Annotated in this window: 22 protein-coding genes; 18 read left to right on the top strand and 4 right to left on the bottom strand. The window is 41.5% G+C overall.

Features of this window, described 5'->3' with window-relative positions; all coding sequences use genetic code 11:
* The first annotated feature begins 97 nt into the window (after positions 1-97).
* The 5 genes from E0485_RS12355 (at position 98) to E0485_RS12340 (ending at position 5,727) form a co-directional block, all read left to right on the top strand.
* Positions 98-790: a response regulator transcription factor gene (locus E0485_RS12355; RefSeq protein WP_132418348.1), complete on the top strand. Its 693-nt coding sequence runs from the start codon at positions 98-100 to the stop codon at positions 788-790.
* A gap of 16 nt (positions 791-806) precedes the next feature.
* Positions 807-1,892 (top strand): sensor histidine kinase, encoded by a 1,086-nt coding sequence (locus E0485_RS12350; RefSeq protein WP_132418347.1) that lies wholly within the window; start codon positions 807-809, stop codon positions 1,890-1,892.
* A gap of 107 nt (positions 1,893-1,999) precedes the next feature.
* Positions 2,000-3,385 (top strand): ABC transporter substrate-binding protein, encoded by a 1,386-nt coding sequence (locus tag E0485_RS12345; protein WP_132418346.1) that lies wholly within the window; start codon positions 2,000-2,002, stop codon positions 3,383-3,385.
* A gap of 83 nt (positions 3,386-3,468) precedes the next feature.
* Positions 3,469-3,636 (top strand): hypothetical protein, encoded by a 168-nt coding sequence (locus E0485_RS25095; RefSeq protein ID WP_165921161.1) that lies wholly within the window; start codon positions 3,469-3,471, stop codon positions 3,634-3,636.
* 126 nt (positions 3,637-3,762) lie between these two features.
* Positions 3,763-5,727: an FAD-dependent oxidoreductase gene (locus E0485_RS12340; RefSeq protein ID WP_132418345.1), complete on the top strand. Its 1,965-nt coding sequence runs from the start codon at positions 3,763-3,765 to the stop codon at positions 5,725-5,727.
* A gap of 58 nt (positions 5,728-5,785) precedes the next feature.
* On the opposite strand, the gene E0485_RS12335 is transcribed toward E0485_RS12340, so the two are convergent.
* A complete protein-coding gene (locus E0485_RS12335; protein ID WP_132418344.1) occupies positions 5,786-6,190 on the bottom strand; it encodes a DoxX family protein in 405 nt (134 codons plus the stop codon).
* Between the two features lie 137 nt (positions 6,191-6,327).
* Here E0485_RS12335 and E0485_RS12330 point away from each other — a divergent pair, with 137 nt between their 5' ends.
* From E0485_RS12330 to E0485_RS12270, 13 genes are all read left to right on the top strand, one after another.
* Positions 6,328-6,651, top strand: a complete 324-nt coding sequence (locus tag E0485_RS12330) for a winged helix-turn-helix transcriptional regulator (RefSeq protein ID WP_132418343.1) — start codon at positions 6,328-6,330, stop codon at positions 6,649-6,651.
* A gap of 204 nt (positions 6,652-6,855) precedes the next feature.
* Positions 6,856-8,409: a serine/threonine protein kinase gene (locus tag E0485_RS12325; protein ID WP_132418342.1), complete on the top strand. Its 1,554-nt coding sequence runs from the start codon at positions 6,856-6,858 to the stop codon at positions 8,407-8,409.
* A 13-nt stretch (positions 8,410-8,422) separates the two neighbouring features.
* Positions 8,423-9,415, top strand: coding sequence for an SAF domain-containing protein (locus E0485_RS12320; protein WP_132418341.1), 993 nt, complete (start codon positions 8,423-8,425; stop codon positions 9,413-9,415).
* 12 nt (positions 9,416-9,427) lie between these two features.
* Positions 9,428-10,096 carry a hypothetical protein gene (locus E0485_RS12315; RefSeq protein WP_132418340.1) on the top strand — a complete coding sequence of 223 codons (669 nt, stop codon included), beginning with the start codon at positions 9,428-9,430 and terminating at the stop codon, positions 10,094-10,096.
* A complete protein-coding gene (locus tag E0485_RS12310) occupies positions 10,093-10,932 on the top strand; it encodes a chromosome partitioning protein ParA (RefSeq protein ID WP_132418339.1) in 840 nt (279 codons plus the stop codon). The genes E0485_RS12315 and E0485_RS12310 overlap by 4 nt, the downstream gene beginning before the upstream one ends.
* Before the next feature lies 1 nt (position 10,933).
* A complete protein-coding gene (locus E0485_RS12305; RefSeq protein ID WP_132418338.1) occupies positions 10,934-12,679 on the top strand; it encodes an ATPase, T2SS/T4P/T4SS family in 1,746 nt (581 codons plus the stop codon).
* Positions 12,680-12,689: 10 nt separating this feature from the next.
* Complete coding sequence (locus E0485_RS12300; protein ID WP_132418337.1) at positions 12,690-14,741, top strand: hypothetical protein; 2,052 nt, start codon at positions 12,690-12,692, stop codon at positions 14,739-14,741.
* Between the two features lie 22 nt (positions 14,742-14,763).
* Positions 14,764-15,261, top strand: coding sequence for an ABC transporter permease (locus E0485_RS12295; protein WP_132418336.1), 498 nt, complete (start codon positions 14,764-14,766; stop codon positions 15,259-15,261).
* Between the two features lie 6 nt (positions 15,262-15,267).
* Positions 15,268-15,654 (top strand): hypothetical protein, encoded by a 387-nt coding sequence (locus tag E0485_RS12290; protein WP_132418335.1) that lies wholly within the window; start codon positions 15,268-15,270, stop codon positions 15,652-15,654.
* Between the two features lie 17 nt (positions 15,655-15,671).
* On the top strand, positions 15,672-16,223 hold the full coding sequence (locus E0485_RS12285; RefSeq protein ID WP_132418334.1) for a hypothetical protein: 552 nt from the start codon (positions 15,672-15,674) through the stop codon (positions 16,221-16,223).
* On the top strand, positions 16,210-17,193 hold the full coding sequence (locus tag E0485_RS12280) for a hypothetical protein (RefSeq protein WP_132418333.1): 984 nt from the start codon (positions 16,210-16,212) through the stop codon (positions 17,191-17,193). The genes E0485_RS12285 and E0485_RS12280 overlap by 14 nt, the downstream gene beginning before the upstream one ends.
* A gap of 394 nt (positions 17,194-17,587) precedes the next feature.
* Positions 17,588-18,820 (top strand): S-layer homology domain-containing protein, encoded by a 1,233-nt coding sequence (locus E0485_RS12275; RefSeq protein ID WP_165921160.1) that lies wholly within the window; start codon positions 17,588-17,590, stop codon positions 18,818-18,820.
* Between the two features lie 9 nt (positions 18,821-18,829).
* Positions 18,830-22,174 carry a DUF5704 domain-containing protein gene (locus E0485_RS12270; protein WP_132418331.1) on the top strand — a complete coding sequence of 1,115 codons (3,345 nt, stop codon included), beginning with the start codon at positions 18,830-18,832 and terminating at the stop codon, positions 22,172-22,174.
* A gap of 94 nt (positions 22,175-22,268) precedes the next feature.
* Here E0485_RS12270 and E0485_RS12265 read toward each other — a convergent pair whose 3' ends face one another.
* From E0485_RS12265 to E0485_RS12255, 3 genes are all read right to left on the bottom strand, one after another.
* Complete coding sequence (locus E0485_RS12265; protein ID WP_132418330.1) at positions 22,269-23,096, bottom strand: carbohydrate ABC transporter permease; 828 nt, start codon at positions 23,094-23,096, stop codon at positions 22,269-22,271.
* A complete protein-coding gene (locus E0485_RS12260) occupies positions 23,093-24,013 on the bottom strand; it encodes a carbohydrate ABC transporter permease (protein ID WP_132418329.1) in 921 nt (306 codons plus the stop codon). Before E0485_RS12260 ends, E0485_RS12265 begins: the two co-directional genes overlap by 4 nt.
* A 111-nt stretch (positions 24,014-24,124) precedes the next feature.
* Positions 24,125-25,435: an ABC transporter substrate-binding protein gene (locus E0485_RS12255; RefSeq protein WP_132418328.1), complete on the bottom strand. Its 1,311-nt coding sequence runs from the start codon at positions 25,433-25,435 to the stop codon at positions 24,125-24,127.
* Between the last annotated feature and the right edge of the window lie 105 nt (positions 25,436-25,540).

The raw sequence follows: 25,540 nt of genomic DNA, 5'->3' as shown, positions 1-25,540 counted from the left end.
TAACTTAAGACAAAGTTAATCATTAGATGTGCTATATTAACATCAATACAGTAACGAATGATCATGGATACAACTTACTGGAGGAGCAGATTCTGAAATGACAAGAGAAACCATTTTACTAGTAGATGATGAGAAAGAAATTGTAACGTTAATGGAAATCTATTTGAAAAACGAAGGATATTTGGTGCTAAAGGCATCTGATGGTATAGAAGCGTTGGAACAGCTTCAAGCATATCCTGTGGATTTGATCGTTCTAGACGTGATGATGCCGCGTATGGATGGGCTTGAGGCTTGTATTCGAATTAGACAGGAAAATCATATTCCGATCATCATGGTTTCAGCGAAAGCGCAGGATATGGACAAGATATCAGGTCTTAGTATCGGTGCTGACGATTATGTGGAGAAGCCATTCAATCCGCTTGTGCTCGTTGCAAAGGTGAAGTCACAATTACGACGATACAAGCAATTTAATACGATGAGCCACAATGATGATCGAATTATAATCGATGATCTAGTCATTTATGCCAACAATTATAAAGTTACGCTTGACGGTGTGGAGGTGAAGCTGACGCCACGCGAGTTTGCCATTCTGAGAATGTTAGCTGTTAATCGCGGCATGGTCCTCAGCATGGAGCAGATTTACCGAGAAGTGTGGAATGAGCCGTTCATGGAATCCAAAAATACAGTTATGGTTCATATCCGCAAAATCCGAGAAAAAATAGAGCCAGATTCTCGTAATCCTAAATATATCGAAACCGTTTGGGGAATCGGATATAAGATTGAAAAGTAGAAAAGAGGGATGAGAATTGAAGTTTCTTTATACGATTCGGTGGAAGTTTATCTTAGCCGTTATTTTAAGCCTTGCGATCACATCTGGACTGCTGATCATCGGTAATCAACTTGCCACTTATCTGTTTAAAGTAGAGCCTTTTACCGCACCCATTGCTTGGGTGATCAATCATATCGGGTCCAGACCCCTTATATATGTAACAGGAATATTGCTATTTATCCTATTTTATTTTATTCTTAGCCAGCAAATCATACGAAATCTGGAGCAAATTTCATTTGGATTGCGTCAAATCGCCAAAGGTGATTTTAACTATAAGCTAAGTATTAAGTCTGTTGATGAGCTTGGAAATGTTGCTCACAATATTAATCAAATGGCAGCGCAATTAAAGCAATCGATTGAAGAGGAGCGTTATGCGGAGAAAACCAAGAATGATCTCATAACTGGTGTATCGCATGACCTTCGGACGCCTTTAACCTCGATTTTGGGTTTTCTTGAATTAATTGATGAGGATCGATATAAGGATGAAGTGGAGCTTCGTTACTATGCCAATATTGCGCATGAGAAAACGAAGAGCCTCAAAAGCTTAATTGATGATTTATTCGAATATACACGCGTGAATAATGGGTATCGTTTTGAGAGGAATAAGCTGGAAGTAAATGATTTTCTGTATCAATTAATCGAAGAGTTCGTACCAAGCTTGGATAAGTCGGGAATGGACTATCGTATTCAATCGGATAATAAAGCGACGTTTATACTTGCAGATGCGAATCAATTAGTTCGAGCTTTTGAGAATTTAATCGCGAATGCCATTACATATGGTAAAGAGGGCAAGTATGTGGATATCCACATTTCACAAGTACAAGATGAGGTTATCATTAAAGTGATCAATTATGGCGAACCTATTCCTATGCAGGAAATACCTTATATTTTTGAACGGTTCTATCGAGTTGAGCAGTCCAGATCCAAGGAAACAGGGGGAACTGGCTTAGGACTCGCGATTACCAAAAGCATTATTGAGCTGCACGAAGGTCATATTTCGGTTCAAAGCACACGCAATCAAACGATTTTTGAAACTAGACTTCCTTTACTTAAAAATTCATAGTATTCAGGGCTTAAGATTTTCTTCAGAATCTATTAAGCAATCGGATAGGCTGTCGTTAAGAGTTATCCGATATACTGCAGAAGTAGATATGAAGGAGGTCGAGAATATTGAAGCCAAACAATGTAATGAAGTTGATCTTATGTGTCCTAATGGTGGCTCTTATTAGTGGTTGCAGCTTGACTTCAACAGACGCTGATCAAGCGTTAGCCAAGCTAGATGACAAGAAGGAAACGACCATACGTGTCATGTATTATGATGAGCAGTATTTTATGCAGAGGTTCGGAAACCTGTTTATGGCGAAGTACCCGAATATCAATATCGAGGTCGTGTCAACGAGGGATATGTACACCAATAATCAGGATCCAAAGACGATGTACGCCAAATTCATCGAGACGGAGAAGCCAGATGTTCTGCTGCTGCCCACAGGGGAGATGGAGCGATTGGTGGGCGAGCAGCTTCTGTACGATCTCGAGCCTGTTATTGCACAGGATAAATTTGATATCGAGAACATTCAACCGACGATTATTGAATATTTAAAAATGAAGGGTGGCGGCAAATTATACGGTTTGTCTCCTACCTTCTCTAATGAAGTGCTGCTTATCAACCGAGATTTGTTTACGAAGCAAGGCGTCCAGCTTCCGGAAGGGAAGCTCAATTGGGAGGATGTTATGCTGCTGGCGCAGCGATTCCCTGCAAGTCAGGACAGCTCGGAGCGCGTATACGGATATTCGCAAGGAACCTATCGGAATGACCCCTATAATTTGATGATGCGAATCGCTGAAAGCAGTGGCTTAACGCTTGAGAATGAAGGGAAATCGGCACTTTTGACACCAAGCTGGAAGCAGCTATTTGAACAAGTTGTCGCTGTATATAAAAGTGGTTGCATTGCAAGAGATCAGAACAATTTAGAAATAGGTACCACATTTACGCAGGAAGAATGGTTGCTGCGTGATCCGTTCATTGCAGGGAAGTCGGCAATGACCATTGCTAGTTCCTATGAAATTGGAAACTTGATTCAAGCTGAACGTACGCTGAAGGATCGAAGCTTTAATTGGGAGATTCTAAGTGCCCCAGCCGGAGATCAAGCGGATCAAAGCACGAATTTTAGCCTGAATGATATTTTCGCGATTAATTCGAAATCTTCCAACATTAGAGCTGCATGGGAGTTCATCAAATATATCAACAGTGATGAAATTGCAAGGGTTTATTCGAAAACGCCAAACGAATTATGGTCACGTACATCCTATATGACGTTAAAGGACGGTAAATCGCTCGAGCCATTCTATGAATTGACATTTAATCGTAATGAGACTTCTGAGCACGATGATTATTACGGTGTTCGGTACCAACTGAATGATATCGCAAATAAAGAAATGGATGAAGTCATAGCAGACAAGAAAACAATCGATCAAGCATTAGAAGCCATTGATAAGCAATTACAAATTGACTTGGATCAACTAAAGACAGCTAAAGATACTCCAGCAAAGCAATAGGAAGAATGCATGAGGATGCGCATGCTTGGCAACAATAGGGATAACAACTATGAGGCCAAGAGGGCAGAGGAGCGTTAGCCTACATGCATCAATCTAGTAAAGAGAAGATGATTACTAGTTTAATGAAACACGATCATTCAACCTATCATGAAGCACTGCATTGGGGTAGTCAGTCGAGCGATACAGAAGTGAGCGGAGAGTTCGCTCCAGCGCATCCTAAATGGAGAGCCAAACCAAGGCGTACCCATTAGAGCCATCGTTCCAGATGGCTCTTCCTTTGTTCCGGCGGATATTTATGGTACACTAGTTCTGTTTGAATCCGCATATTTCGTGGAATAAAACGAAATTTCGTAAATTTTACTACAGGAAGGTGAATTATGGCACATCAATCTAAATCATTTAATGGGAAACAATCGAAATCATGGCTGATCCTCATGAGTGTTTTAATTATCATAACCGTATTAGCGGCAGTGGCGGCATTATACTATCAAAATAAGCATCCTCACAAAATTGCAGAGCCTCAAGTGCTAGAGAAGGTTACCTCTTCAGAGACAATTGCGGATCAATATGATGTCGTTGTAGTCGGAACAGATCCAGAAGGGATAGCAGCAGCTGTATCTGCTTCGCGCAATGGACTTAAAACTTTGTTAGTGGACGGCAATAATCGCGAAATACTAGGTGGTTTATTTACATTAGGTTGGTTGAATACGATCGATATGAACTGGAAGCCTGGCGGCAATGGAATTACAGGACAAGTTCCACTCAATAAAGGCATTTTCTCGGAAATGTTTGGTCAGATTGAGGGCGATTCATTCGACGTCATAACAGCTGCCAATGTTTTTAATAGAATGGTGAAAAATGAGAAGAACATTGACCTCTTATTGCAGGTACAAGCGATAGAACCGCTGATGAAGGCTGAAGCGGGAGCAAATGGTAATAAAGTGATTGAAGGTGTAAATGTAACGCTGCACGATGGGACCAAGAAAACGATTAAATCCAAATCTGTTATCGATGCATCGCAGGATGCTGATCTAGCTGTAGCGGCAGGTGTTCCTTATACATATGGCAGGGAAGATCTTGTAGGCGATACGAAGACGAAGATGGCTGTAACTCTTGTATTCCGTTTAAAGAATGTAACGCCTGAGGTTTGGAAAAATATCAAGGACAAGCTCAACAATGACGATAGCAAAGATACTGGTGCCAATGATGTCAGCGCGTGGGGTTATTTTGAAATGTATCAATATCCGTCAAGTAATCCTGAACGTGTCAAAATGCGCGGTTTAAACATTGGTCGTCAAAATAACGAAACGATGCTGATTAATGCCTTGCAAATTTTCGGTATCGATGGATCAGATCCGAAATCAAGAGAAGAAGCTTTTGAAATTGGAATGAAGGAAGTTCCGCTTGTTGTGGAATATATGAAAACCCATTTCCCAGAGTTTGCAGGACTAGAGCTTGATGTGACAGCACCTGAATTGTATGTTCGTGAAACGCGTCATACGGAAGGTGAGTACCGTCTAAACATCCTTGATGTCCTTGAGAATAAAGATCAATGGGATCGAATTGCTTTCGGTTCCTATGAGGTTGATATCCAGAATTCAAGCGCAGCAGGCGATGGAACAGTTGTCGGGAAAACGGATCAATATGCGATCCCTTTCCGCAGTATCGTTCCACTTCAAGTAGATAATCTGCTAGTCGTTGGTCGTGCAGCGAGCTTCGATACCCTTCCGCATGGTTCTGCACGTACGGTGCCAGTTGGTATGGGAACAGGTGAAGCAGCGGGAGCAGCTGCCAAAATTGCACAGGATGCGAATATAACGTTCCGTGAATTGTCTGCTTCTAAGGAATTGATCGCCAAGCTGCAGGAACAGCTTAACAAGCAAGGCATGGATATTAATCCATTCACAATTGAACCTTATGCTTACATGAAGGATCCTCAATATGAAGGTCTTCGCGTCGCACTTGCCTATGGACTCGAATATCTGGGTTACAAAAAAGAGTACGATTACAGCAAGAAATCGAATCCAGTTCGTATGGCTAACTTAATTAGTGGAGTGAAGCGGATTAAAGCGGATGCAGTTAAAGCAGATCCAAGTAAAGCGGTTAAGGGTGATCTGAAAGAAGCAGCTAAACTACCGCTAACCTTAGAACAAGCAAGTTATACGATCGCTCTTGGATTAGGAGTTCAGGTGAACTCGCCAAGTGAGGCTCAAGCTGCATTAATCAAGGCAGGGATCGTGAAGGAAGCTACGTTCACAGCCGTGAAGGACATGAATAACCTGACGAATGGTGAAATGTTCATGATGCTGAAAGATATTAAAGTTAGTTTGATTGGCGAATAAATACAAGATGAAGGGGCTATACCAAGGTGGAATGACCTGAGGTATAGCCCCTTTGCTATTATTTAAACCACAATGCATCAAGCGAGTAATCGCCAGCACCGATGAAAGCAATGCCAACAACGACTGCAATTATGATTAGCGTGAATTCAATTCCGTTTGAAGTGACCCAAAAACCGTTCTTCGCATGAACTTTGAGTAATGCACCAAGCATAACGATCGTGATGAATGCAGCTCCTAGCCAAGTGAGGAAGCCTGCAGCAACCATGAGGCCGCCGCCAAATTCAGCTAAACCAACTAATACGGCAAGAAATACCCCTGGTTTGAAACCGATGGAATCGAAGAATCCACCAGTCCCTTTAGGACCGTAACCGCCAAACCAACCGAATAATTTCTGTGCGCCGTGTGCGGCTAAAGTTAACCCCACTACTAATCGAATAACTAATAAACCAATTGATGATAACATAAATGGACAACTCCTTATTTATTTTTAATAAGTTATTTATAATAAATTACTTACTTTATGTAAGTATAATATGTTAGTATCTATCTTTTTGTCAAGTAATTATGTTAAAATAAATATTATTAAGGAGATGAGTCAACATGGCAGAACGTTTATGTCCTAGATTCGAAGACGCGTTTGAGCTGCTAGGCAAAAGATGGACAGGAATGATTATTAAAGTACTGCTAAGTGGTCCGAAACGGTTTAAAGATATATCAGATGTGATCCCGAATATGAGTGACCGCATGCTTTCGGAGAGGTTCAAGGAGCTTGAAACTGCTGGAATTATTATTCGGCATGTGTACCCCGAAACACCAGTACGAATCGAGTATGAATTGACAGATAAAGGGAAAGACCTCGAAGGATCCATGAATGAAGTTCAGAAATGGGCTGAAAAATGGTGCTTAGATATTCCGAATTCATAATAAATAGGCTTGCAAAATGTTACAAATTATGATAAACATAGTATTAAGTTAATATTAGTGCGGAAGAACCGCCCATGACTCTTGAATCATTAGAGTTTTGGGCGGTTTTTTGTGCGTGAAAGGGGCTGTATAAGCCAATTGAACTATAGATGAAGCCATAAAGGGGGGAATTAATGCTATTACTTGTAGGAGGTGTTAATAAGGATGGAGGGGCACAATAGCAAGCTGCAAATTGCTGATATTCTAGCGAGTCGTTATCAAATTATCGGTTTGCTTGGACAGGGCGGTATGGGAACGGTTTATCTTGCAGAAGATCTTAAGCTAAGTGGCAAGCAATGGGCAATCAAGGAAACGATGCTTGAGAATGATGAATTTCAAAGATTCATTGATGAAGCCGAAATCCTGGTTCGCCTGAATCATCCCTTTTTGCCTAATGTCATTGACTATATACAGCCTGATGAACTAGGAACCAGTTATTTGGTCATGGACTTTATTAAAGGCGATACGTTACAGCGTATCTTTGATCGCAGGAATCGAAGGATTGATAGCAAGGCGGTCATGAAATATGCCATGCAAATCTGCGAACTGTTCGAATACTTGCATCACGGGCAGAGCACGCCAATCATTTATCGGGATCTGAAGCCTTCCAATATTATGATTGATGAGAACGACAATATTCGATTGATCGATTTTGGTATCGCACGAAGCTTTAAAGAAGGCAAGCAGACAGATACTGTACAGCTTGGCACGATAGGATTCGCAGCGCCAGAGCAATTCGAAGAGCAGCAGACCGATCATCGTACAGATTTATATACACTAGGTGCCGTGATGTACTACTTGCTTAGCAGGGGGAGATATTATTACGTCACTCAGAAACGGCTTGATGAAATCGAGCCAAATGTGCCGCAAGATTTGACGTTTATTGTCAACAAGCTGCTTCGTAAGTCTCCCTACGACCGCTATCAGAAGGCGAGCGATGTTAAACGAGATTTAGTCCGCGTCGGATCGGTGGATACGGCGCAGCAGCATAAGCTTAGCGCTGAACATGCTTCCAGCAAGCATCCTATAGGTCCCGTTATCGTATCGGTTACAGGCGTGTATAAGGGAGCGGGAGCTACACATACGGCGCTTATGATCGCTAACTATCTCGCTTACAAGAATGCAAAGGTAGCGATTGTCGAAGCGAATGATTCGCAGGATTTTGCCAGAATCGAAGCTGTTTATGAAGGATTCAAAGAGCCTCGTTATGTTACGGACAAGTTTATCATCAACGGTGCTGAGTATTATAAGGCTGCGCTTCAAGCAGATGTCGTTCCTTTGTTACTGGAAAACTACGCTTATATCATCTTAGATATTGGATGTTATTACGAGAATCATTGGTTTGAAGAATTTGTACGTGCCCATAAGCAAATCGTAGTCGCTTCTGGCAGCGAATGGCGCCAGCATGATTTATTGAAGTTTCACAAGTGTTATCCCTATTCGGTTCAGAATCGTTGTGTGTATGCAATTCCTTTCGCCGAGGAACAGTCGATTCAGGACATTACGAAGCAAATAACGAATTCGCAGGTTGTTTCGATTCCTTGTCATTCGGATCCTTTCATTATGAATCAAGCGATCGCGGAGATGATTGAACCAATGATTGGGGCAATACCTACTGAGAAGTCGTCGAAGCTATTCTTTTCTAAAATAAGGAAGCTGAGCTTCGTAATTTCAAGCGTAATCATAATCGTGATTATTTTATCTTTTGTAATGAAGTGAGAGGAGAGCTGGAATGGCTGTTATACGCCAAAGAACCAAAAATTTAATCATGGCAGGCTCGATCGGTGCTTTATTTATGCTCGTCGTATCAAGTGGGGCTGTTTTCTGGGGTTATCAGGAGTTACAGAAATCACATGAGGAGGCGATCACTGCTTATGAGCATAAGGTGCAAGAAGCTGAGCAGCTATTACTGGAACAGCAGAGGGATAAACAAAAGGTATACGTGCTAAGGCACAATATTCCAGCTGGGACGGTAATATCAGATGATGCCCTTGTTATGCAAGAGCTTCCTAAGGATATTCTGCCACTGAATGTGGTAGACAAGCGTGATGCGATCGGAAAAGTGACCAAGATTGATCTTGCTCAGAACACGCCGCTCATCCAATCGATGTTGTTCGTGAACGGCGCTACACCTCATGACTTGAGGAATAACGAATTTAAGCTGATTACCTTGCCGAGCAAGCTTAAGACGGGCGATTTTGCTGATATTCGCATTAAGTTCCCAACAGGTCATGATTATATTGTACTCACGAAGAAGAAAGTGATGGATTTAAATCTGGATACCATCTGGCTTGAGATGGATGAAGAGGAAATATTGACGATGTCGAGTGCCATTGTAGATGCCTATTTGGAACAAGCGACAATCTATGCGCTCAGTTATGTAGATCCCTACATGCAGAACGAAGCGATTACGACCTATCCTGTTAGCAGCACGGTTCTGGAACTGATTCAAGCTGACCCGAATATTGTGCACATCGCAAGAACGGTACTTGAGAAGAAGCATCGCGAGCTTCTAGAGAAGAGACTATCGGAACTTGGAGATGCAGATAAAATGACCTATACGTCCAAACAAAGCGCTAGTACACCTAGTATTCAGAATAGGCCAATTGTTGCTAATGAAAGTAGTAGTCCAACTCAACTACCGATTTCAAATGAACAGACGCCTTCAAATGTGCATGAGGATCAGGCTCAGATTTTTAATCTCGATAGTAATAACGGGCAATAAGGGGCGTATGGAATGAAGCGTATACTTATGATCGGAGCTTGTGATAAAAGTGATCTGCTCATTTATATGAGTAAAATTTTAACGACTGGCGGCTATAAGGTTTTATTAATAGACGCAACTTTGAATGGTAATTATCAGTACGCGATATCTCGTATATCCAGCATGCCAATGTGCGAACATGATGGTTTTGATCTTGCGACAGGTTTTGTTTCTCAGGACATGATTCAATCCTATGATTATGTGTTGATTGATATCGATCATGAATCTTACCTTGCGTACTACAGTGAGCATGAGAGTCTTGTCCTAGTTGCGAATTATGATAGGCACACAATCGTCCATAATCAATTGTTAATGGAGCATTTGTACCAAGTTCATGGATCGGAAACAATCCAGCTCTGCAAAGTCATCTATCATACGGATTGTCATTTGGATGAGAACTATTTGGATTCCACACTGGATACAGTCCCTATTGCATGGATCGAACCTACGATTACCATCCATTACGATGAATATAATCACGCAGTTAAACTCATTAATCAATTTGCAAGTAAAGTCCAACTTAAGGGATTGTCGCGGAATTATCGTAGTAATCTGCTTAGTTTACTTCGAATTGTATCTGATTTAGAGGAAAATGCCATTAAGAAGGCGCTAAAAAATGCAATCAGGAGGAAGCTGTCTTGAATCAAATTGCTTTTTGGGGAAATGTGCACGGACAGGTCGGTTCAACTTCAAATGTTATTGCCGCAGCAACGATGATAGGTATTGAATATGCAACGCGAATTCTCGTGGGACAAACGCAGTGGTCATTGTCTACGTTGGAATCTGCTTACTCGGTCTTCTCGGCTGGGGAGGAACGGAATGCTTATTTTACTAACGCAGGTATTGATGCGCTTGATCGACTGGCTAGAAGCAACAGGTTATTGCCTGAAATGATCTCTGATTATACCATTCCGATCATTAACGAACGTCTTGATTTACTTATGGGGACTTCCAAACCAACAGAACTGCTGTATGACAATATGAAGGATAACATTACGAGTATATTTAGCTGTGCAGGTCAGTATTATGATGCGGTGCTGCTTGATACACATAGTGGCAATAGGAATTCGCTAACAGGCGCTTTGCTGGAGACTTCCGATGTTATTGTGGTGAATCTGTGCCAGAATATGACGCTATTAGAGCGTTTCTTCTCTAAGCAGGATTGGCCAGAAGCGCTAAATAAGAAGCCGTATATGATTGTGCTTGGACAATACGATCCGAATTCGAAATATACCGCGGTGAATATTGCGAGAAGATTTGATTACAAGGATCCCATTTATACAATTCCGTATTGTACGGATTATAAGGATGCATGCAATGATAAGCGGGTATTGGAATTTTTCATCAGGCAGCGCAATATTAATCGCAAGCATGAGAACTACTTTTTTATACAAGAGATCAGACGGTTTATTAAAGCGTTGATGTCGAAGGTCGGGAATGATATGGATGCCAAAGTAATGGATCGGAGAGCGTCTTAAGATGTTATCTTATGCAGCGATTAATTTGGTACTGATCGTACTCATTTCGCTTGGACTCATCCTGTTCTTGTTCTTAAAGCTTGCCAGGCCGCGTTCTACTCCAATAAAGAAGTCTCTCCAGACAGACAAATACACAATTACGAACATGACGGAATTTATCCGGGTGAAGCTCGGTGAGCTAACGAATAGTAATCTGTATGATTTGGGGCTGACGGAAGAAGAGTTCAAGCGTCGCAGCAATCAGCGTTCTGAGCTGAAAAAGGCTCTAAAAGGTTGTTCAACAGGGGATTACAGTGATAAATCGTATGTCAAGCAATTCATGTTCGATATGCTAATCCAAACCTATGACTTGAATGCAGACACGATTAATCTGGCGATTCCTTTTGAAGACAGTAAGCTGCTGACGATTCAGGATAAATTCGATATTCTGCTATATGTTTATAAATCCAAGGTTGGATTTGAGGCACTGAACGAAATAATTCGTATTTATAGGTTGGACGAGCCTAAGGCGGTTATTGAGCATGAAGAGAGTGAGTCCTTTATCATCACCGAGCAGGATATTCAGCGGATCTATCAAGCTGTGAACCCAAGATTAACATTTGAGGACAAGCTATCGATTATCGTGCAACGGATTTATGCTTACTACAAAGGCTTTGGCATCATTGACGAGATTAGAGATATGAATATCGATGGCGTATCAGGCGGTGTGTCGGGGACAGGTGGGGACGACGAGATGTCGCAGCGCAGTATTTGGTTGTTTTACAAAGGTAAATCGATTCATTGCTCGTTCCTCTCTTTTGGCTCGAGGCTTGAGCTTAAACGGATCTGTCAGAACATCTATAAATATAACAATCCTGGGCAGTTAACCGAAGCTAATGGTTACATGGTGAATGAAATGAAGGATGGTTCACGTGTGGTCGTTGTTCGCCCTCCTTTTGCAGAATCATGGGCATTCTTCGTCCGTAAATTTGATCTGCCGAATGTCAGCTTGGAGAAGTTGCTGCAGGATGAGAATGCGTATCTCCCGATTGCACTTCTACAGTTCTTGATGAAAGGTGCGCGGATCACTGCTATAACAGGCGCACAAGGCAGCGGTAAAACAACCTTACTGATGGCGATGATTAAGTCGATCTATGCGACGCTTACGCTGCGTATTCAGGAAATGGCGTTTGAACTGCATGCACGCAATATTTATCCAGAGCGCAATATTCTAACGTTTCGCGAGACGAATGCGATCTCAGGTCAAGAGGGGCTAGATGTCCAGAAGAAGACGGATGGAGCGGTTAATATTCTAGGTGAGGTGGCTACTGATGCTGTAGCTGCATGGATGATCCAGATGTCGCAGGTGGCGAGCTTATTCACTGTATTCACACACCATGCCAAAACTTTCAAGGATCTTGTTTTTTCTCTGCGGAATTCTTTGCTTAAGGTTGGTATCTTCAATCATGAAATGATTGCAGAGCAGCAGGTGGTACAAGTGATTAACTTTGATATTCATCTCACCAAAGACTATAACGGCAAACGTTATATTGAACGAATAACAGAGTGTGTTCCGCTTGAATTTACGAAATCTGCAACTGCTTTGGGAGGCCAAATGTTCGAGGCAAGCAACATAGTAGAGTTTAAGGATGGTAAATATGTTGTCGGTAATCGAATTTCGGATCGAAATATATCTGCGATGGAGCAATGCATGTCGAGTAAAGATCGAGAAGAATTTCATGTTTTTCTAAAAGAGCATTGGGAGTGATGGATTTCAAATGTGGATGCTAACGGCAATTCTAATCTTGATTACTCTTGTATTATTTGCTCTCTTTCTATGGACAAGCTACAAGCACCAGGGTGGCAAAAAGCCAGCAGCGATAATAGATGAGCTTCTCTCAAAAGAAGAAGCCAAGAAGAAATTAATGCAGCTGTATCAACGCTCCTATAACTGGTCGATGAAGGTTCCCTTTCTTCAGCGATATGTGCGCAACATTCGTAAACGGCTTGAAAGTATTCATACGTATGACGGTTATACCTTGCGTAAGGAAGCGATGAAAATTACGTTCGCAACGCTTGGCAGCGCATTGATCCTTATCTTGTTAATTATGATCATCAATCCTAATTTGATGCTCTTCTTTTGGGTATTGCTTGGTTTAATTGTGATTAATGGCATGATGATTGATGCATTCGTCAATCGTCTTGAAGATCGGCTTATTAAACAATTCATCCAATGTCTAAGCCATGTTCGGCATTATTATCAGCAGCACAAAATGGTCGATGAAGCGATTTATGAAGCGGCACAAGTATCAAGCTATGAAGCTGCTTTACATGCGGAGCGGGTTCATCAGATGCTTACCTCGTATAATCCGAAGGCGAAGCTGGATGAATATTACGAAGTGGCTCCGAATCGCTATCTGAAGATGTTTGCGGGTATTTCCTTTTTTATCATGGAATATGGAGATAAGACGGTCAAGAACGGTTCGCTTTATTTGAATGCACTGAGCAAGCTTACGCAGGAAATGAACTTCGACATACTGCGTAGAGAGAAATTAGGACATTTGCTCAAAGGATTAACGGTGATCGCTCTGCTCCCTGTGCTTTTTACCTCACCGATTGAGAATTGGGCTAGAACGTATTTCCCAGCAATTAGTGACTTTTATGCAGGTCAGTTTGGGTTATTATTCAAAATTGTTGTATTTCTAACCATCATTGTATCTTATATTCTCTTACGAAAAATGCTTGAGAATGATGAGGCGAACTACAGCATCAAACCTGCAAGAAATCAATGGAGGAAGAGACTTTATGACATCCCTCCGATAAAATGGATCGTCAATCGTTTTGTGCCTGGTAAACATACCAAGCAGCATTTTCAAATATCAACTTTGTTAAAGGAGACGAATTCACCGCTTACGATTGAATGGTTCTATATGAATCGGCTGCTTCTAACTTTTGTTAGTTTTATCGGGGTAATGGTGTTATTCTTCTACATGCATTCCTTGACGGTGGATCGAATTCTTCATGCGCCTACTAAACAAGTGAATTACATCGGTAAATTACCTCCGGAAGAACAGCTTAAAGCTGAGCAATTAACGGAGTTTGATCGATCAATCATTCAAGATTTATCTCAAAGTTCTATCGTCGTAAAGGAGCGAATTATTCAGAAGGTAAGCGAAGCAACTCAGACAGATCGTAATTCTGCATCTGTTATCTTAACTGCCAATCGAATTTTTGGAAAAATCAATATTTTGAAGGATGAGTACTTGAAGTGGTGGGAGTTAGTCATTGGACTCGGGATCAGTATCATGATTTATTATGTTCCAGTCTGGATTCTTCGGTTTCAGAAGCGCTTGCGTGAAATTGATATGCAGAATGAGGTGGATCAGTTCCATACCTTGATTGGGATTCTGAGTGCGTTCGAACGTGTATCTGTTGAAATTGTACTCGAATGGCTGGACCGTTCAGCGATGATTTTCCGTGCCCCATTACAGACTTGTCTTCTTCACTATGATTATGGCGCTGAAAGAGCGCTTGAGCAATTGAAACAAGAGGTTGTATTTGTTCCTTTTGTACGTATAGTTGAACGGCTGCAGTTAGCTGTAGAGAAGATATCGCTGCAAGCTGCATTCGATGATTTAGAAATGGAGCAGGAATTTTATAAACAAAAGCGGGAACAGCATTACGAGAAGGTCATCGAACAGAAATCAAGTTGGGGAAAATTAATCGGATTTGCTCCTATGTATGCACTCATCTTCATGTATTTAGTTATTCCGCTCTTGTACATTAGCTCTGTGCAAATGACGCAATATGTTAAGGTGCTTCAACAATAATGAATAGAAAAGAGGAAATGAGATGAGTAATGCGCAAAGAGCCTTATTGGTTGCAGCAGGACTATTCCTAACGATCGCTTTGATTACACTGGTGGTAAATTTGTTTGGATCAGCTCAGGACGCATCCAAGCAAGCACAGAATGAGTTCTCGGCTATTCAAACGGAACTGGCTGAACAGACGTTCATGGTCTATGACAATACGAAGCTGTCGGGGAGTCAGGTGCTTAATGCAATTCGTAAATTTAAAGATAAAGACAGTTTTGGCGTTCAAGTCAGAACGGGAAAGAATAAAGCTGCTGGAATTGATGGGTCTTGGTATCATAACTATGTGATCGTAACAGGCAACCCTGATGATCCGAATTATGGCAAAATTAGCGCGAGTATGCCGACTGGCTCACTCACGAATGCAACAAGCGAGATAGATAATGATTATATTAATCCGAGTGGGAAGTTTAAGTCGAGTCTGATTCGTGACAAGAGCAATGCGATACGTGCCATTGTTTTTGTACAAGAAACTTAAACTGTTATGGGAAATTCATCTACTGCATTGATCAATCTGACTGTTGCGATCAGCTTATTTGTGGGTGCTCTCACACTATATGCAATCTTGTTTATTCATGTCGGACAAACAGTTGAATTAACGAACACGGTCAGAGTGGAACAAGATCGTAATATTCATACAACGCTTGTACTACCTGAAGATTATCGTGTGTCAGGTGCAGAAATTTTACACTCTATCTATCTCATTAGTGATCTTGGTATTGATATTCAGGTGGATACAGAGCTGTTTCCACATAATCTGGACATTGATAGTACAGATGTGAGCAAAATTAATGTTTTTGGTTTTTATAAACCAGTCTATGAAAGAGATGGGAAAGGTCAACTTATGAAAGTGACCTATATTCCAAGCTAGTAGGGGGTACACTTCTTGTGAATGCCATATCCAAAATTGTTGCTGCCATACTAGCTGTTATGCTCTTGTATGTGTATCCAGTAGCTGATTCTTACGAGAAGCAAGATAAGATTTCGTACCTGATTACGAATAAATTGGTTGTGAATTTCGTGGATTCTGTGCGGAATAAAGGTCATATTACGCCAACCATGTATAACGATTTAGAACAAGCTTTGCAGCTGACAGGCAATACGTTTGATCTTCAGATGGAGCATCAACATAAACGATATACCCCTGTTTATACGGATCCAGCTAATCCTGGCACGTTTCAATCGACATTTGAAGTTAACTACGACGGCTTCTATCAGGAACAGATTATGCAGATTCTGTTTCCAGATAATTATAAGGCTATTGATGATCCAAGCCGAATCTATAAGCTGACAGTTGGTGATTATTTTAAGGTGACGGTTCAAAATACGAATCGTACTAATGCGACCCTGCTTCGCGATTTGCTGAATCGATCGAATACAGGAGACAATACCACGATTTACATCCCATACGGGGGGATGGTGCTAAATGAAGATTACTAATCTAGCGATTATTTTCATCTTGATTATATTCCCATTCACATATATCCAGAATTCACAGTTGAAAAGTCAGCAAACAGCTCAGCAAACTGAGCAACTATATGACACTTATCTATCAGCAGCTGTGCAAGATGCAGCTGCTGTACTCAGGTTCAACGAGAAGCAGCAGTATGAGGCCACATATGAATCGATAAAAAAACTTAGAGCAAACAAAGAACAAGCGGTAGAGGCATTTCTGCGCACACTATATACGAATTTCTCAATCACAGATGATCCTGTTTCACAACAAGTATTGGCAGCTTATATACCTGTCATTCTAGTAATTGATTACGATGGCTATTATATTTATTCCGCCGAAGAATATAAGAATGTGAATCAGGAGCCGGAAGTTAAGCATGTATGGAAGCCTAAGAAATTCTATTCCTATGTCGATCAAGCAGGCAACAGTCTTTCTTTTACCCTGGACACCTATGTGTACGCCTATGATCGGGTAAATAAACAGTGGAGCAAAGGATTTCAGGCTGATCTAGCTGCGAGTACGCGTATTCCACTGCTTAAGAAGCCTGAGGAATTTGATCAGATTAGAAGGAGTACGATCGTAAATAGTATTCAGCAGGATCTTGCCTATTACATTAATCAGCATAATACGTATGCGCGTCATTATGGGATTACATACACGTTCACACTTCCCTTAATTAGTGAAGAAGAGTGGACGAACACAATTAATGATATGGGCGTGATTGCTTTTATCCAAGGCATTCCAATCGGTGCGAAGTATTACAACAATTACGCGCTTGGAGGAAGCAGGTTGCTGAAGAAGCCTGTTATTTATGGTGCGATTCGGGATGGAGTCAAGATTTATTATAGAAGCAGTTGCAACTATACCGATACAATCGTCGAAACGTTTACAAGTGAAATAGACGCTGCTAAGAAAGGTTATTTTCCCCGATCATGTATAAATTCGACTCATTAGCAGAAAAATGCTGAAAAACATACAAATCTTGGATATAATGACGATAGATGATATATTGAGGTGTATAAATTACCTGAATATTATGGTTTTTCTGAGTGCGTTCGGAGTCACAAAACCTAAAGTACAATAGAAGCAGTACATTTTTTGGATGCATTTTGTACATTCAAAATTGCCCAAAATGCCGATTTCTGAGTTTTGTCTGCATTTCCTGCAGGCAAAAGTAGCAGGTAGGGGTAGATTAGCTAAAACGATGAGTTTTGAATGTACTTTTTGCAGTCAAAAGTTAATTCTAAGCAGAAACTGTGATTTTGACTGTATGTTTTACATTCAAGTTGGGGTGTGCATAGCTTATATCAATTGCTTTTCCAAAATTTTAAAGGGGGATTTATTCGAGATGCGCAAAGGAATCCTGATTCTATTAATGAGTGTATTACTAGGAACGTTAAGTGGAGTAAGTCAAGCTGAGGATACAATAAAAGCAAAGGCATTTACAGACGTTAAAGATAGCCACTGGGCAAAGAAAGATATCATTGATGCAGTAGAAAAAGGTTATGTAGATGGCTATCCTGATGAGACATTTAACCCAGAGGGAACCGTAACCAAAGCTGAGTTTATCAAAATGGCTGCTGCTGCATTAAAGTATAAGCTTTCTACAGATGATAGTGCTTGGTATTCGAAGTATTGGAATACAGCTAAAGAGCAGAAATTGATCGTTAATAATGATTTGAGTGAACAGGAAGTGAACAAGCCTATTACACGCTTTGAAATGGCTCGTGTGGCTTCTAGGGCTATTGGTGAAACAACTACCGAGGAAAACAAATGGATGTACCTAGCGACAAGTAACGGGCTTATTCACGGACATCCAGGAGGGCTTCTAGCAGAAGAGGAGACAACGACAAGAGCGCAAGCTGTAGCGGTTATTGAACGGATTTTATCGGTTAAGGCTGGCGTTAAACTACCCTTAGATAAGTATGCTATATCAAGCGCAGAGATTGTTTGGCATAAGACGAACGTTTTAACGATGTTACCGCAGTATTTTGCTTATGATTATAATAAGGTCGGTACAAAATTTAAAGATAACTTGATGCGACAAGAGGGAAAGATTGGATACAGTGAAGTTGAAAAATATGTGATAGTAGATATGGATGATCTAAATGATCCGAATCGCAGTTTAATTCCTCCAAATGCACGTTGGATGTATAGAGATGGTAGCAAAATTACTCACCGTACAGATGTACCCACAAACAGTTATGCTTTGTTCTCAGTGAATCATATGGTGTTGGATTTGGAAAAAGATTTAGACGAATTTAGATTTAGCCGTGTAGAATTTTTTACAGATAATTTTGATTTCAAATCAGACAAATTAAAAGCAGATGGAAAACCACACGAGATTACTATGTATGCGGAGTATATAGAGAACAGGGGATATTTAGCTTCATCCGTTAGAGACCTTAAAAAAGGACATCACGATATACGAATTGTAACAGGAACATTAATTCCTAAAGGCGAGTTTCAGGTAAACAAGAAAAGTAGTATAACGATTTATCTCGAACCTTCACAAGAACTTGGATTTACAGGTGTAGATCAGTTGTATTCATCAAAAATTGATTATTCACTTAGTAAGTAGGTGATGAAGGTGTATAAAAAACTGCTGTATCTGCTACTCGCCCTGAGCATTCTCGGGGCGAATGCATCTTACGTTTCAGCTGCTAGTGGACAAGCTCAGAAAATTTCTGATGTAACAATTGACCCTGCAAAGATACTTTTCGATAAAGGCGACTACGTAATCGCTAAATCTCCCAAGCTCTCGTTTCCTGATGTGGAGGTAAATCTTCAAGGTAATTATCGTGTTGAGCTGCGCGATCAGTCGGGAACGAAGGTGATAAAGACACTCTCTAAATCAAGCGGCAATAAGTATTCCATAGGAGAAGTTGCGGGAGAAAAGATGGAAGCAACAGGCACTGAAAAAATAAACGAGGCTTCTTTTTCATGGTTTAGAGATCCTACTAATAAATCAGTGTGGATGTACGATTTCTTCGGTAGACATTGGCACAATACAAGCAAAATGAATCCAAGTGTTTATGAGCGTCCTCCTAGTGGGGCTTGTATAGAAACAAGCGGACCTTATCCAAATGACCCCAAAATAGGAGACATTCTATATTGCAATGTAGTTAGTGATTATCGTCAAGGTACGATGAAGATTTCCGAACTTACTATTACTGACACAAGAGATAAAGTAAAGATTGCTGATGTGGATGAATTGGGTTTCGATAAAGACAAATTTGATTTAGATAACGGTAAGAGAAAATTACAACAGGGCAATATTGTGAGCATTGGGGAAGCTAAGATAGTTAAGGCAGATATGAGCTATTATTTTGATTTTAAAGCGAGATACGACGTTGAAGAGGATGAGGTTTACACTAAACCAGATGATCCAAATAGAGGTCTCAGGTATTATAACAGTTGGCAAATCGGAGTTATAGGCTACGTCTACAAATATCCTAAAATGACCGTTTGGGCTGTCGAAGGCGACGATCCTGGAGGCGGCGATCCTGGTGGTCCAGGTGGTCCAGGTGGTTCTTGCTCATTTACGGTATCTGGTCCCTCAAAAGGAACTGTTAACAAAGCTACAACAATGGACCCTACAGCCCACGGAGTTATCAAAGCAGATCAACGTGGTAACGAGCAGTTTGATGTCCTTCAAGGTATACCTACATCAGAGAATCTCTATGCCAATGCCTTCGGAAAGAACTACTTATTCCAACATGAGTTTGTAAACAATACAGGAACCTACACGTTTACGGTTAACGTAAAGAAAACATATACCCTCACATGGACTGAAAAAACGGAAAATGGGAATGGTCCTGATGGTAAACCTTTACCGCCAATGTTAACACCGATGAGTGAAACGGAAGTAGTTGAAAAAGATTATCAAATCGTAAGAGATTTTTCGTATTGGACAATAGACAACTTAGAAGTCTACGGAATCGAGAAAGCTACGATGGAGAATTACGCGCTACCAGGTGGCAGCGTAATACTTACGCCAAATGGCTATTCTGCGCCAAGTGTAGACGCTAAGAACTCAGATTCATTTGAGGACCATGTTACTCCTGCTTCGTGTAAATCAGTTGAGCTATCTCAGACAATACCCGGGGGAGATAAACGTCCGGATGTAAAACCTGAAGATTTTACTTCCCAAGCTGAAGGAGCTGTCGGACAGAACAAAGTAAAAAACGATCTTGTAACCTTTAACGGCTCTAAGATCATGGACAACCAGGAAACAGAGAAGAGCGCACCTACGCCTTCACAAATCCCACAGCCAAGTGAAATTAACAATAATGTGCTTTATAAAAACGGTAATTTGATTAGCAGTTCACTCGTAAATAAAGCCAACACACCAAGTACAGGAACCATCTATTATAATTTAGTGCTTGGAATCAAGGGCGGTAGCCCAAAGAGTTACCCCATCAATGGCATCAACACAGTCACCGTACATACACCAGCTGTTAATTACTCCTCCGTTTCAGATGATAGACCTCACAACCAGAAAATCAATCCAGCACTTGATCGCTCAGCAGTTATTCTAGATCGACCGTTTATCGTTACGATTCCAACCAGTGGGCAGCATCTGAATATCCCCGGCTATGGAAATCGCGATTATGCCAAATATGTTCGAAATAAACAAGTGTGGTTCCCGTTTGATGTTTATAACGCAGATAAAACCATTTTTTATCCGAAAGGGCAGTGGATCGACATCCCGATTGCTCAGCTCAATACAACCTTTAATCTGCCTGTCTGGGTTGACGAAGGCTTCTATGATGTTTTATTCCGTACGATAGCCGAGAATGCGCCACCTTCTTTCACCTCACAGCCGAATGCGAATACGAATCTAGCCCACCATGTCGCTACGGATGTCGTCAAAGTAGATGTCGTAGGTCGACTCTATGATTTTCGCATTACAGATATCGCTGACTTTAACTGGGAAACGGTTTTCCGTAAGACTACCCTCAATAGTGAACCAACTGGAGCAGCCTACTACGTGGGAGATAAAGATATCGATGGTGCCCCAAGAGGCAATCAAGCCCCTTATTTGCTGCCGATTCGCCAAGGAAGCCACCCGGTTCAGGGTTATAAGAATATCGCAATCAAAACAGGCTACCAATTCAGTTTTGATTTACGAACCAAAGGGAATATGTTTGGAACAGGAGATGCGATTCGGATCACACCTAGATTCTATTTTGTAAACAAGGATGGCAGTAATCGTCAAGAAGTAGATTTGTATTACCACACGAATGACAAGCTGTTTGTCAAAGTGGGTTCAGCAGATGATCTGGAAAAACGTCAGGTCATACTAAATAGTCGACTGCGTAACGTTCCGATTCAAGATATTCGGAATACGGCGATGTATCTATATGATCATGACACTTCGATCAATCCCATAACAGGTATAAGTCGTACTCAGTATATCGATAACTATGTAGCAAATACAGGAAAACCGACTTGGATTGGCAAATATAACTGGCTGATTCTACCTCAGCAAGTGCGTGTATTTACTGGGCTTATGAATGCTCCAATGGGAGTGGATCAGCAGCGTAAATTAGCAGCCGAGCAGCAGTGGTATGGAGAATATAGTCTCCCAGCCCGTGTATATGTGGTAAAACAAGGAACCAATCTAGCAGAGTATGGGCGAACGCATAATGGCCTAGATGAGAAATCTCCTATTTTTCTGAAAAATGGGTACATCATCGTCAGATTCAACGTGGAAACTATACGTGATGAGAAGCTAGATCAACCTTATCTGCGATATTATCCATTAGAAAATGATTCATTTCCATTTGATAATCAGTGGTTAATGGAAGGGTTTCAGAGGACGATAAGAGACCCGTATGGCAATCGATTTGACTTGAAGGATGGAGATATTGTTTTCTACCACGGTGATCTATCCAGCTATGACGATTTTAATTCAAATGTTACTCACTAATTCAATATACAGGCTTGGATGATAGTAAATAAATCTCTCGTCCCTGATGATTAGACATCGTTAGGAACGAGAGTTTTTTTAACAAAACAGCGTATTATTTCAATGCTCCTTCAGTAAGCCCTCCGATAATATACTTTTGCGCAAATCCATATAGAATAAGAATCGGCAGCATAGTCATGAAAAAGCCGGCAAACGCCAAATTGTAGTCAAAGCTATACTCGCTTTTAAAGTTGTAGATGAACAGCGGTAGCGTCCAAAAATCCGAAGTTCTGTTCAACATAATCAGCGGTAGCATAAAATCGTTCCAAATCCAGAGGCTATTCAAAATCAGAATCGTCACGAGAATCGGCATCATGAGCGGATAGACAATACGTGTAAAAGTTTGCCACACTCCGCATCCATCGATTTTTGAAGCATCGTCCAGCTCCAGCGGCACATTTTTGAGGAAACCGACACATAGAAACATCCCCTGCGTAAACGAGAACGTTACATACATGATGATCAATCCGGGTTGATTGAGCAGATTCAGTGAGCTCATATGTTTATAAACGGGCAGCATGATCGCCTGAAAAGGAATGAAGATGCCCGCCAAAATGAACACGTACACGAATTTAAAATAAGGCTTTCGAGCATTCCGAGAGATTGCATACGACAACATCGGAATCAAAATTAGCATGACTGCGATCGAGACGACCGTGATGTACGACGAATTCCCTAAAAACAACCAGAACTTCCCCTTGTTGATCACCTGCTCAAAATTGCCCAAGTAAAAACTAGACGGGAGAGAAAAAAAGCTGGTTGTCATTTCGGTCGGCGTTTTCATGGCGATCGTTACCGTAAAATACATCGGCGCAGCGATCAAGAGCATACCGAGCACTAGAACGGCGTATTTCAATATTTGCGCGAGTCGGCTCGTTTTCATTGCTGCCCAGCCTCCTTTCGATTGAGCAGCTTGATTTGTACGATAGAAATGATCGCAATCAGCAGAAATACATAGATTGCTTCAGCAGTGCCATAGCCGAATTTCATCTCGTTCAGTCCGTGACGGTAAATCAAAAATCCGACCGATTCCGTTGCTTGTGCTGGTCCTCCGTCAGTCATCGCGACAATGTAATCGAACACGGTAATCGCGCCTTTAATCGCAATGATCAAATTGACGTTTAACATAGGAATCAAGAAGGGCAGCGTAATCGAGCGAAAGCGCTGAAACGGACCTGCTCCGTCGATAATGGCTGCTTCACGCAAATCCTGTGGTACGCTGGCAAGTCCCGCCATGAAAATAACCATAGGTATAGCGACGCCCTGCCATAAATTCGTAAATACAATTCCGTAGACGGCTGTGCTCTTGTCGGCCAATAAGTTATCCTTTAGCCATTCAATATCGAGTGCTTCACCGATAGCAGGGAGTACTGTATAAAAAATTTGATTGAAAATAAGCCCTACCGCAATCAAGCTTAGGACAGCCGGAAAAAAATAGACAGAACGCATAAATCCCCGCCACTTTACTTTGCCACTTAACAAGATCGCAAGGAACAGCGCAATAAGCAGTTTCAGAACGACATCCAGGACGGTATAATACAACGTGAAGCTTATCGAATTGAGGAAGCGGCTATCTTTCAGGATGGTGATGTAATTGTCCAGTCCGATAAAATTAAACTTTTTGGAGAACCCATCCCAGTCGGTCATGCTGTAATAGACGCCGGTTATCGTAGGATATATGAAGAACGCAACATATAACAATACGGGAGGCAGTGTGAATAATACGAATATCAGCTTTTGCTTCTGGAAAGCGAGTGATTTTTTCCTTGCAGCAAATCGGTTCTTTTCTATACCTTCCATTTATAATCCTCCTATCTTCCTAGTCATGTTCTTTCTCGGGCATATAGTAGGGAGAAAGGATCCCGCAACGCTTAGGAATCTTTTCTCCCCTGAATTTGAAAGCAATATTCGCTACTGAGTTTGCTTATTGTAGAAAATAGAATCCAGCTTTTTGAGATAATTATCGATATTGCCTGTGGAGATCAGTTCCTGCGTAGCGGCGCCAAATTCATCAAGCGCACCTGGCGGCCATTTCCGGCTAAGCGGTGCGTAAATTTTGCCATCGTTAATCAGATCGTTTAAGCTCTTGTTCTCAACTGCGTTGTTCTTCACCCCTTTGATTGCCGCTGGATACTGGGATGTACTGATATACTCTTCAACGGCTTCCTTCGAAGCCATGAATTCGATAAATTTCCTTGCTTCCTGCTGGTTCTTGCCATCTTTGGGAAGACCGATCCCCGTATCAACCGTTACTTGCACTTTCGTATCCTCTGCTTTCTCTGCTGGCAGCGGGAACATTGCAAACTTCAGATTTGGATTCGCTTCCTTCGTTGGTTGGATCGACCAGATCCCTTCAAAGAACATCGCAGCCTTGCCGTTTGCAAATTCGCGAATTCTGTCCTCTCGAGAAACGCCCAATGAATTTTTCTGCCCGAACTGGCGAAGATCGTATATCTTCTTCGCGAAAACTTTCATATCCGGATTATCCGTGATATGGACTTTTCCGTTCATGACGTCGTCGAAGAACTTTTCCGCATTCGGCACTTGCACACCCATCATCGTTGCGGTCGAAAAGTTAATCGCGGGAACTTCTTTGTCAGCGAACAAGAAGGGCACTTTGCCTGCTGCTTTAATTTTCTCCGCCGTTTCAATAAATTCGCTGTATGTTTGTGGGATGCTAAGGTTCAACTCTTTAAACATATCTTCGTTGTAGTACACACCAAGGGTAGCGAGGGCAATCGGCACCAAATAGTTCTTCCCATCGATTTTGCTCATTTCCAGGATGGCTGGTTGCACATCTTTTAAGAGTGGATCGTTGGTTAAGTCAACGATGCTTCCATCACGCGCTGCTTTCTGGAATACAGCATTGTGCGGGTAATGATTGAAGACCGGTGGCATATCGTTCGTCGATAGTCGCATCGTCCATACGTTCATCGAATTCGGCACACTATTCTGCTCAACGATGATATTCGGATTCTTTTCTTGAAACTCGCTAATGAGCTTGTCTACTTTCGAGGCAATTTCTGTCTTTTGCTGAAAATATTCGATTTTCACTTTCTCGCCCGCTTTAGGTGTCGCCTTGCTTTCCGGTGAAGCAACACTGGCAGGAGTTGCGCCTACCGGAGTGGCAGCGCTTTCGCTTGTGTCCGTCTTGGAGCAGCCGGCTACGGCCAACAAGCATGCAGTTAGCATAATAGGCAGTTGTTTGCTCGCTTTCTTCATCAATAGAATCACCCATCCCTTTTAACATCCTGTGGTAACGCTTACAAAATCGATTCCTGCGTTAATTATATGCGCAGTCAATCTCGCAAAATAGGTCATAAATGA

Origin of the sequence: Paenibacillus albiflavus, assembly GCF_004344915.1 — a bacterium.
Lineage (GTDB): Bacteria > Bacillota > Bacilli > Paenibacillales > NBRC-103111 > Paenibacillus_AM > Paenibacillus_AM albiflavus.
Note: the sequence above shows the minus strand (reverse complement) of the source record. Positions and strands in the feature narration are given on the sequence as shown.

What these genes read in the sequence shown, in the direction of transcription:
- E0485_RS12355 (WP_132418348.1), top strand. Translation starts at nt 98, where the DNA reads ATGACAAGAGAAACCATTTTACTAGTAGATGATGAGAAAGAAATTGTA.
- E0485_RS25095 (WP_165921161.1), top strand. Translation starts at nt 3,469, where the DNA reads ATGCATCAATCTAGTAAAGAGAAGATGATTACTAGTTTAATGAAACAC.
- E0485_RS12340 (WP_132418345.1), top strand. Translation starts at nt 3,763, where the DNA reads ATGGCACATCAATCTAAATCATTTAATGGGAAACAATCGAAATCATGG.
- E0485_RS12335 (WP_132418344.1), bottom strand. Translation starts at nt 6,190, where the DNA reads ATGTTATCATCAATTGGTTTATTAGTTATTCGATTAGTAGTGGGGTTA.
- E0485_RS12330 (WP_132418343.1), top strand. Translation starts at nt 6,328, where the DNA reads ATGGCAGAACGTTTATGTCCTAGATTCGAAGACGCGTTTGAGCTGCTA.
- E0485_RS12325 (WP_132418342.1), top strand. Translation starts at nt 6,856, where the DNA reads ATGGAGGGGCACAATAGCAAGCTGCAAATTGCTGATATTCTAGCGAGT.
- E0485_RS12320 (WP_132418341.1), top strand. Translation starts at nt 8,423, where the DNA reads ATGGCTGTTATACGCCAAAGAACCAAAAATTTAATCATGGCAGGCTCG.
- E0485_RS12315 (WP_132418340.1), top strand. Translation starts at nt 9,428, where the DNA reads ATGAAGCGTATACTTATGATCGGAGCTTGTGATAAAAGTGATCTGCTC.
- E0485_RS12305 (WP_132418338.1), top strand. Translation starts at nt 10,934, where the DNA reads ATGTTATCTTATGCAGCGATTAATTTGGTACTGATCGTACTCATTTCG.
- E0485_RS12300 (WP_132418337.1), top strand. Translation starts at nt 12,690, where the DNA reads ATGTGGATGCTAACGGCAATTCTAATCTTGATTACTCTTGTATTATTT.
- E0485_RS12295 (WP_132418336.1), top strand. Translation starts at nt 14,764, where the DNA reads ATGAGTAATGCGCAAAGAGCCTTATTGGTTGCAGCAGGACTATTCCTA.
- E0485_RS12290 (WP_132418335.1), top strand. Translation starts at nt 15,268, where the DNA reads ATGGGAAATTCATCTACTGCATTGATCAATCTGACTGTTGCGATCAGC.
- E0485_RS12280 (WP_132418333.1), top strand. Translation starts at nt 16,210, where the DNA reads ATGAAGATTACTAATCTAGCGATTATTTTCATCTTGATTATATTCCCA.
- E0485_RS12275 (WP_165921160.1), top strand. Translation starts at nt 17,588, where the DNA reads ATGCGCAAAGGAATCCTGATTCTATTAATGAGTGTATTACTAGGAACG.
- E0485_RS12265 (WP_132418330.1), bottom strand. Translation starts at nt 23,096, where the DNA reads ATGAAAACGAGCCGACTCGCGCAAATATTGAAATACGCCGTTCTAGTG.
- E0485_RS12260 (WP_132418329.1), bottom strand. Translation starts at nt 24,013, where the DNA reads ATGGAAGGTATAGAAAAGAACCGATTTGCTGCAAGGAAAAAATCACTC.
- E0485_RS12255 (WP_132418328.1), bottom strand. Translation starts at nt 25,435, where the DNA reads ATGAAGAAAGCGAGCAAACAACTGCCTATTATGCTAACTGCATGCTTG.